The organism is Streptomyces sp. NPDC002619 (assembly GCF_042889305.1).
Lineage (GTDB): Bacteria > Actinomycetota > Actinomycetes > Streptomycetales > Streptomycetaceae > Streptomyces.
On record NZ_JBIAQV010000101.1, the window covers coordinates 1 to 8,575 of the forward strand.

Here is an 8,575-nt window from a genome sequence, read left to right on the forward strand (position 1 = left end):
ACCTTCCGACGACCCCGCGCTCCGGGTCGCCGTCATCATCGGAAGCGCTCGTGGCGGCGGCGCCGGCCAGTCGGTCACCGAGTGGTTCACCGGCCATGTGGGCCAACGCACCGACATCGAACTGGACGTTGTCGATGTCGCCGGCCTGGATCTTCCCGTGTCCATGCCCGGATGGGACGGCCTTCCCGCCCCCGCGCCGGGCACTCAGGCCGCTCTCGCCGACGTCAGCCCACGGCTGGCCGCCGCCGAGGCGTTCGTCGTCGTCACGCCCGAGTACAACCACAGCTTTCCGGCCTCGTTGAAGAACCTCATCGACTGGCACAACACCCAGTGGCAGGCCAAGCCGATCGGCTTCGTCTCCTACGGCGGGGTGAGCGGCGGGCTTCGCGCCGTCGAGCAGCTACGTCAGGTCTTCGCCGAGCTGCACGCCATGACTGTGCGCGACTCCGTCAGCCTGCACGGACCCTGGTCCGGGCTGGGCGAGGACGGCAGACCGCTCGACCCGGCGGTCTGCGAGAGCGCCGCCAAGAACATGATCGACCAGCTGCTGTGGTGGGGCCGCGCGCTGCGCACCGCTCGCGCCGAGCACCCGTACGGTAAGTGACAAGGGGATGAGTTTTGTGATTGACGTACCTCTTTCTGTCCTCGATGTGGCTCCGGTCGCCGCCGCCGGATCCCCCGCCGAGGCCCTCCGGCACACCACGGCGCTCGCAGTCCGCGCCGATGAGCTGGGTTACCGGCGGTTCTGGGTGGCCGAGCACCACAACACGCCGTGGGTCGCCAGTTCGGCCCCGGCTGTGCTGATCGCGCATTTGTTGGCGTCGACCTCGACGATCCGGGTCGGCTCGGGTGGCGTGCAGCTGCCCAACCATGCCCCGCTGGCGGTGGCCGAGCAGTTCGGCACCCTGGAGGCGCTGCACCCGGGCCGGGTCGACCTGGGCCTCGGCCGGACCGGCGCCGACCAGGCCACCGCGGTGGCCCTGCGCCGGACGTCCGCCGAGGCGTTCCCGCAGGAGCTTGACGAGCTCATCGGGTACTTCACCGGGCGCGAGAACCGGCTGCGGATCACCGCCGTCCCTGGGCTGGGCAACATGCCGAAGATCTCGCTGCTCGGATCGAGCGGGTTCAGCGCGCAGCTGGCCGGCCTGCTGGGCCTGCCGTTCAGCTTCGCGCACCACTTCAGTGCGGCCAACACGCTGCCGGCACTGGACCTGTACCGGCAAAACTTCCGCCCGTCGGAGTACCTCGACAAGCCGTACGCGATCGTCTCGGTCAACACGATCTGCGCGGATACCGACGAGCGCGCGGAGTACCTGGCCGGCCCGGCCATGCTGTCCTCCGTGCGCATTCGTGCCGGCCGACCGACGCTGCTGGCCAGCCCCGAGGAGGCGGCCCAGTATCCGTACACGCCGCAGGAGCGGGAGGTGGCGCGGCAGCGGTTCGAGGGGCAGGCGCTCGGCTCCCCGGAGACCGTGGCCCGCCAGCTCGCCGAGCTGCGCGAGCGCACGGGTGCGGACGAGCTGATGCTGACCACCCAGGTCTACGACATCAAGGACCGGATCCGCTCGTTCGAGCTGATCGCCGAGCAGACGGCCACCCCCTGACCCAACGGCCGGCCGCGGTCCGGCACACGGCCCGACGCAGAGCACGCCGCCCCACTGCAGAAGGCATGAGCAGGGCGGCGCGTCCGGTCCGGTGTCCGTGGAAACCATGTCCCGGACACCTCGGACGTGGCCGGCGAGCCCCGCAGCAAGGCGCCGGCCGGCACGGCTCGATCCGTCCCCGTGCACCGAGCCGTACCCGCTCCACTCCGTGGCATGTTCGTACCTGGAGAGGCCGCGTCGTGCCCGATCCGGTGTCAGAAGTGGTCGACGTCGACGACGGCCTGCGCGAAGGCGGTGGGCGCCTCTTGCGGCAGGTTGTGGCCGATGCCGGCCAGCGTTCGGTGCTCGTACTTGCCGGTGAAGCGGTCACGGTAGGAGGCGCCGTCGCCGGGCTCGGTGAACGGGTCGCGCTCGGGGTCGAGGGTGATGGTGGGCACCTCGATGAAGGGCCGTGCGGCGAGCAGCTTCTCGTAACGGTCGTAGCGGCGTTCGCCGTCGGCGAGGCCGAGCCGCCAGCGGTAGTTGTGGATCACGATGGCCGGGTAGTCGGGGTTCTCGAAGGCCGTGGCCGTGCGTTCGAAGGTGGCGTCGTCGAAGCGCCAGGTCGGCGAGACGGTGTCCCAGACGAGTCGGCACAGGCCTGGCCGGTCCTTCGGGTCCTCCATGGCGAGGCGGCCCCGCTCGGTGGCGAAGGGTCGTCGATCCGCGCCTACAAGAACGCCCAGCTCTACCCCCCGACGCCGGTGAACGACCTGCAGCCGTACGTCCAGGCTCCGGCCGGCTTCACATTCCTCCTCGGTGATGTCTCTCCCGGAGCGAGTTCACCCGAGGAGCGCATCGAGATCTTCGAGGCCGGTGGCGGGCAGTTCCACGCGGACGTACGCGATGTGAACGTCCATGAGAAGGGTGGTCACTTCGGTCCCTATGAGAACCCCGAGGCGCGGATCCACGACCTACGCGACCTACCGCAAGCTGCGCTGACCTCGAACGGACCCCCCGAATCGGATTCCCGCTCAGCCGGAGGTGGCGGACAGGGCCGTATGTCTCTTTCCGCCGCTGTCCTGACGCGGGCGCGCTTTGGGGGAGGGGGTGCGAACGGTGCCGGGTATGCGGACGCGTCGCAGACGAGAAGGCTCCTTCTCGGCCTCATGTACCTTCATGGCTACTCCCGTTCGTGCGCTTGCTGCCGCGCTCTTGCCGTGGCCGGTCCCGCGAGGTGGGTGATCGGGGAACCAACGCGGTGAGGACGCCATTCCGGGGCGCCATGTGAGACAAGTCACCTGGCAGGTCTCATGAGCGGGCACAACATGTGAACTCTCCACGGGGCAGCTGCGCTTCCTTGGTATGGGAACCCCGCCGCCCGGTCATCCACGCAGCGAGACGTCGCTTCCCACCGTCAAGTGACGGACCTGTCCCGTCCTTCCGCGGCGAAGCGTATGACCCGCTGATTCAGACCGACGGAAGGGAACACCGTCATGCGCCGCGATCAATCCGATCTCCGTGCCCCTCGAACGGCGCCTCAGGATGTGCCTTCTCTCTCGCTGGAAATCGACCTGATGCTGGACGAGCAACACACGTGCTTTCGTGGCACACGTTCCCGTCGAGTTGCTGCCCGCCAGGCCCCGGCTTCTGGTGCCGCTGGGCCTGCACGACGACGGCGTGGTCGTCATCGATCTGTGGTGCGGGTCGGTTTCCCCACTGCCGTTCGGCGTGGGGAAACCGCGGTTTCCTCGCGGCCCCGCGAGGAAGGGGAGAACCGGGGGAAGCGGTGCGTTCTGCCAACTCCTCGGGCGTCCAGGTGGTCACGGGGTGCCGTCTTCCACCTTGCTGCCGCTCGGCGCTTCGGCCGTCCACGAGTTGAGGATGCGCAGAGCATCGTGCGAGGGGCTGCCGGCCTCGGCGGTCAGCACCATCAGCCGCTGTCTCGAACCGTCGGGGCTGCTCCACGTGTCGCAGTCGAGCGTGAGATCACCCACCAGCCGATGGCGGTAGTGCTTGGTGCCGTAGCTGGAGTTGTTGACGTGGTGCTCGGCCCACCATGTGCGGAAGTCGGGGTCCTGGACCGACAGGTCGCCGACGAGCCGGGCGAGTTCGGGGTCGTCGGGCTCTGCCGCGGCTTCCATGCGCAGTGCGGCGACCGCGTCGCGAGCGTCGTGCCCCCACTCCCGGTGCATGCCTCGGACGAGGGGGTCCGTGAACAGCAGGCGCAGGTAGTTGCGCCGGTCTGACGGGATCGAGGCAAAGTTGGTGTACAGGGCCGCAGCTGCGGGATTCCAGGCCAGGATGTCCAGGCGTTTGCCGAGCACGACGGCGGGAGTCTCCGTGAGCTGATCGAGCAGGCGTTGCATGGCGGGCCGCATGCGCTGCGCGGGCCGCCGCCGACGCGGCCGAACATCGGCTTTGCCGGCGAGTTCGTACAGGTACCTCTGCTGGTCGTCGTCGAGGCGGAGCGCACGGGCCAGGGTGGCGAGCACGGATGCGGATGCCCGGACGCGGCCCTGCTCCAAGCGCGTGTAGTAATCGACGCTGATCGCAGCGAGCTGGGCGACCTCCTCACGGCGCAACCCCGGGACCTTGCGGGGACCGTCTGCCGCGGGCAAGCCGCATTCGCGCGGTACCAGTTGGGCACGGCGGGCCTTCAAGAAGGCCCCGAGTTCGCGCGAATCAGATACCGAAGTCATGTCCTCCATTGTCACGCGACCGGGGCACATGTGAGGGGGCAGGTTTCTTCCCAGGCAGGAACCTGACTCTGTTGCGGGCTCTGACCTGGGGCGATCGTAGAAACCTCCCCGGCAGGTGCCGAGGACGGAACCCACCACATGTGTGGGGGTCCGATCAGACAGCGAAGAGGAGAGATTTCCATGACGAAGACCGACGTCACTTTCGGCAGCGCCGGCATCCCGCTCGCCGGTCACCTCCACACCCCCGACATCCCGGCGCGAGGGCCGCGTCCCGCGATCGTCGTGGGCCACCCCGGCAGCGGAGTCAAGGAGCAGACCGCCGGCCTCTACGCGCGGCGCCTGGCGGAGCAGGGCTTCGTCACGCTCGCCTTCGACTCCGCCCACCAGGGCGAGAGCGGCGGCGAGCCCCGAGGTCTCGAGGACCCCGCCCAGCGCGTGGAGGACCTCAAGGCCGCGGTCTCCTTCCTCACCACGCGCGGCGAAGTCGACATCGACCGCATCGGAGCACTCGGCATCTGCGCCTCCGGCGGCTACGTCCTGTCCGCCACCGGTGGTGATCACCGCATCAAGGCCGTCGGTACCGTCAGCGCCGTCGACATCGCCCGCCAGTTCCGCCTGGGTGCCGACGGCACCCAGGACCCGGCCGTTTACCAGGGCATGCTCGCCGCCGCCGCGCAGGCGCGGACCGCCGAGGCCCGCGGCGAGGAGCCGACGGTCCTCAATCTCTTCCCCGACACCGCCGAGCAGGCCCGCTCGCCCTCCGGTGAGCACGGCGTCGACGGCTTCGAGTACTACCGCACCCCGCGAGGCCGGCACGAACGCTCGGCCGGCTTCTTCACCTGGTCCAGCGTCGACAAGATGGCCGCCTTCGACGCCTCCGCCCCGGTGCCTCTGATCGGCTGGCGACCGCTGCTCATGATCGTCGGCACCCGCGCCGTCACCTCCTGGATGAGCATCGACGCGTTCCAGCGCGCCACCGGCCCCAAGGAGTTCCACTGGATCCATGGGGCCAGCCACGTCGACCTCTATGACAAGAAGCAGTACGTGGACCCCGCCATCGAAAAGCTCGCGGGCTTCTTCACCGACAACCTGGGCTCGGCAGCGTCTCCGATCAGCTGAGTGATCCTGTGTCAGACGTGGTGTCTGGGATCGTTTCCCATCTGGGTGGGGAACCTCAAACGCCGCGGCCATCTCCTGGCAGGTCAGCGGCCCTTGATGGGGCCGGGCCCGGTCCGCGAGGGCCTGCAGGATGCGCTGGTAGTCCACCGACAACATCGACCAGGCCAGCCCCTCACGCCACACCGGCACCTGCGACTTCGGCTTCGCCGCATCCGGCACCTGCGACGTCTTCCCGGTCTGCAGCCCGGCGGCCGGCGCGGTCCCTTCGGCCCGGACGTGGTCCTGCCTGCTCTCGTCCGCCGGGGCCAGCACCTCGCCGACCCGCGAGCAGGCGATGGCCCACTCCTTCCATTCCCGCTCGGCCACGGCCAACTCGGCCTGGATGCGGTCAGCCTCCTCCCGAAGCTCGTCCACGCGACGGCGAGGCCCAGCTCACGCTGTTCCAACAGCCCAACCACCGACGGCATCCACGACCTCCCGGGGAGCGACAGCACGACAGGCCACTACTCCCACGGGACCTCCGTCCCTACGCCCGACCAGCGGAAACGCAGACCTCAAGTCCGGAAAGACAGCTTCTCAACGCTCACCACGCCCTGCCGCATGGGCTGCATGCTCAAGCCGGTGACCCATCGGAGCTGAGATCCAGGTCACGTTGACGATCGACTCACCCCGCTTTCATAATGCAGTTATGCATAACAGGGTTATGGATACCCGTGGATCCGGTGAAGAGCTCGTCGTCGCTGTTGAGCAGCTGGTGCGGTATGTGGTTCAGGTCAGCACCGCCGGGGGTCTGAGCATGGCAGCCTCGTCCGTGTTGGGCCGCCTCGGCCGCGAGGGACCCCAGCGCCTGACCGAGCTGGCACGCGCAGAGGGCGTCTCCCAGCCCGGAATGACACAGCAGGTCACGCGTATGGAGCGCGACGGGCTGGTACGCCGCATCGCGAGCACCGACGACCGGCGAGGCGTGCTGGTCGAAGCGACCGACGCCGGAGCCGACCTGGTCGCACAGCGGCGTGCCGAACGTATCGAAGCTCTGCGCACGCTGATGGACCGGCTTGATCCGCAGGAGCAGTCCGCGGTGGTCATCGCCCTCCCCGCGCTCGCCCGATTGATCCAGGCCCAGGCGTCCAAGTGACCGTCGGCATCGGTGAGAGACAACCTTCCAGGAGAAATCGGCAATGAGTGCAACGCCTGGGACAACAGCGAGCCTGTTCAAGCAGCCACGTGCTGTTTGGGCCGTGGCGTTCGCCTGCGTCATCTCGTTCATGGGCATCGGCCTGGTCGACCCGATCCTGCCCTCGCTCTCGAAGAACCTGCATGCCACACCGAGTCAGGTGTCGCTGCTGTTCACCAGCTACCTGGTCGTGACCGCGGTCGCGATGCTCGTGGTGGGGTGGGTCTCCAGCCGGATCGGCGCCAAGCGCACGCTGATCGTGGGCCTGGTGCTGATCGTCGTGTTCTCCGCACTCGCCGGCGCCTCCGGCTCGATAGGCGGCATCGTCGGCTTCCGCGCCGGCTGGGGCGTGGGCAACGCCCTGTTCATCGCCACCAGCCTGGCGGTCATCGTCGCCTCGGCCAGCGGCGGCTTCGGCGGAGCGATCATCCTGTACGAAGCCGCACTCGGTCTCGGCATCGCGGTCGGTCCGCTGCTCGGCGGTGAACTGGGCACCATCAGCTGGCGCGGGCCGTTCTTCGGCGTCGCCGGGCTGATGGCCGTCGCCCTGATCGCCACGATCGCGTTCGTGCCCGCACTGCCCAAGCCCGAGCACCGCACATCGCTGGCCGCCCCGCTCAAGGCATTGCGGCACCGCGGGCTGCTCACCATGGGCTTCATGGCGCTGCTGTACAACTGGGGATTCTTCACCATGCTCGGCTACGCGCCGTACCCCATGGAGCTCGACGCCCAGCAGCTCGGCCTGGTCTTCACCGGCTGGGGCCTGCTGGTCGCCGCCTTCAGCGTGTTCTTCGCGCCCCGCCTGCAGGCACGATTCGGCACCGCCCCGGTGCTCTACTGCAACCTGATCGGGCTCGCTATCGTCATGGCGGTCATCGCCGTCGGCGTCAACACCCCCGTCGCCGTGATCGTCGCGGTCATCGCCAGCGGCGCGTTCATCGGCATCAACAACACCCTCACCACCCAGGCTGTCATGCTCGTCTCCCCGGTCGAGCGATCGGTCGCCTCCTCGTCCTACGGCTTCGTCCGGTTCATCGGAGGCGGCTTGGCCCCGTTCGTCGCTGGCAAGCTCGCCGACGCCACCGACCTCAGCGTCCCGTTCTACCTCGGCGGCGCCACCTTCATCCTCGCGGTCTTCGTCCTCGCCTCGGGCCACAAGCTGGTCAGCGCCGCGGAGAAGAAGGAGGCCCAGGGCGAGACGGTGCGCCCGACCCTCGAGCGCGTGGGGGCCACCCCGGAGCCCGGGTACCGCCCGGTCATCGTGGCGGTCGGCGCCACCGAGAACGCCGCCCTGATCGTCGACGAGGCCGCCGCCATCGCCCGCGACACCGACAGCCCCCTGGAGGTCGTCCACGTCCGTGAGACCACCGTGATCGAGGAGCAGGCCATCGACACCGAGGACGCCGACCACGCACGCGCCGCGGTCCTCGCCCACCTCAACCACCTCGCCGCACACGGCATCACCGCCACCGGACAGGTACTCACCAGCATCGGTGACCACGCCACCGCCGGCAGGGTCCTCGCCCAGCACGCCGCCGACGTCCAAGCACACACCATCGCGATCGGCCGATCCCCGCGCGGACCGGTGGCACAGTTCACCGACGGCAGCTTCACCGCCGCGCTGACCCACGCCGCGGCCTGCAACGTCGTCCTGGTCGAACCCGGCCAGACGCCACACCGGTTGACGGCAGCTTCACTGGAGGAGCTGCGTACCAAGAGCGCGTAACGGAGACCGCCACGGCGTCGGAAGGAAGGAGTCACAGTGAGTGCGACAAACGCGATCGCGTACACGCTAGGGACCTTGGGGCTGATCACCGTCCTCGCCCTCGGCGCGACCGTCCTTCTGGGGCGTCATTCCGGGTCACGACCGGGTCGGTTGCACAAGTGCAACGGCAGCTCCCCGGGCTGGCGATGGTTCCTGCGCCGTGAGCGCCGCCGGGCCCGAGAGCGTGAGCTTCGGCTGCTGTCCTACGCCCAGGCACAGATCAACACCACCT

The 8,575-nt window shown here is 68.9% G+C and carries 7 protein-coding genes and 1 pseudogene; 6 read left to right on the forward strand and 2 right to left on the reverse strand.

Features of this window, described 5'->3' with window-relative positions:
* Both ACFYXB_RS44825 and ACFYXB_RS44830 read left to right on the forward strand, forming a co-directional pair.
* The coding region (locus tag ACFYXB_RS44825; protein WP_389591193.1) for an NADPH-dependent FMN reductase at window positions 1-604 on the forward strand (604 nt) is incomplete at its 5' end.
* 7 nt (window positions 605-611) lie between these two features.
* The gene (locus ACFYXB_RS44830; RefSeq protein WP_389591194.1) at window positions 612-1,604 is read left to right on the forward strand and encodes an LLM class flavin-dependent oxidoreductase; all 993 of its coding nucleotides are present in this window, start codon (window positions 612-614) and stop codon (window positions 1,602-1,604) included.
* 254 nt (window positions 1,605-1,858) lie between these two features.
* On the opposite strand, the pseudogene ACFYXB_RS44835 reads toward ACFYXB_RS44830, so the two are convergent.
* Together ACFYXB_RS44835 and ACFYXB_RS44840 are read right to left on the reverse strand one after the other, a co-directional pair.
* Window positions 1,859-2,296: pseudogene (locus tag ACFYXB_RS44835) on the reverse strand (alpha/beta fold hydrolase); the annotation flags it as partial.
* 1,110 nt (window positions 2,297-3,406) lie between these two features.
* Window positions 3,407-4,285: a helix-turn-helix domain-containing protein gene (locus tag ACFYXB_RS44840; protein WP_389591195.1), complete on the reverse strand. Its 879-nt coding sequence runs from the start codon at window positions 4,283-4,285 to the stop codon at window positions 3,407-3,409.
* A gap of 180 nt (window positions 4,286-4,465) precedes the next feature.
* Between ACFYXB_RS44840 and ACFYXB_RS44845 the strand changes: the two genes are divergently transcribed.
* The 4 genes from ACFYXB_RS44845 to ACFYXB_RS44860 all read left to right on the forward strand — a co-directional run.
* Entirely contained in the window at window positions 4,466-5,404 is a 939-nt protein-coding gene (locus ACFYXB_RS44845) for an alpha/beta hydrolase (RefSeq protein WP_389591196.1), read from the forward strand.
* Between the two features lie 703 nt (window positions 5,405-6,107).
* Window positions 6,108-6,539: a MarR family transcriptional regulator gene (locus tag ACFYXB_RS44850; protein ID WP_389591197.1), complete on the forward strand. Its 432-nt coding sequence runs from the start codon at window positions 6,108-6,110 to the stop codon at window positions 6,537-6,539.
* 43 nt (window positions 6,540-6,582) lie between these two features.
* Window positions 6,583-8,304: an MFS transporter gene (locus ACFYXB_RS44855; protein ID WP_389591199.1), complete on the forward strand. Its 1,722-nt coding sequence runs from the start codon at window positions 6,583-6,585 to the stop codon at window positions 8,302-8,304.
* Window positions 8,305-8,340: 36 nt separating this feature from the next.
* The coding region (locus ACFYXB_RS44860) for a hypothetical protein (RefSeq protein ID WP_389591200.1) at window positions 8,341-8,575 on the forward strand (235 nt) is incomplete at its 3' end.

What these genes read in the sequence shown, in the direction of transcription:
- ACFYXB_RS44830 (WP_389591194.1), top strand. Translation starts at nt 612, where the DNA reads ATGAGTTTTGTGATTGACGTACCTCTTTCTGTCCTCGATGTGGCTCCG.
- ACFYXB_RS44840 (WP_389591195.1), bottom strand. Translation starts at nt 4,285, where the DNA reads ATGACTTCGGTATCTGATTCGCGCGAACTCGGGGCCTTCTTGAAGGCC.
- ACFYXB_RS44855 (WP_389591199.1), top strand. Translation starts at nt 6,583, where the DNA reads ATGAGTGCAACGCCTGGGACAACAGCGAGCCTGTTCAAGCAGCCACGT.
- ACFYXB_RS44850 (WP_389591197.1), top strand. Translation starts at nt 6,108, where the DNA reads ATGGATACCCGTGGATCCGGTGAAGAGCTCGTCGTCGCTGTTGAGCAG.
- ACFYXB_RS44845 (WP_389591196.1), top strand. Translation starts at nt 4,466, where the DNA reads ATGACGAAGACCGACGTCACTTTCGGCAGCGCCGGCATCCCGCTCGCC.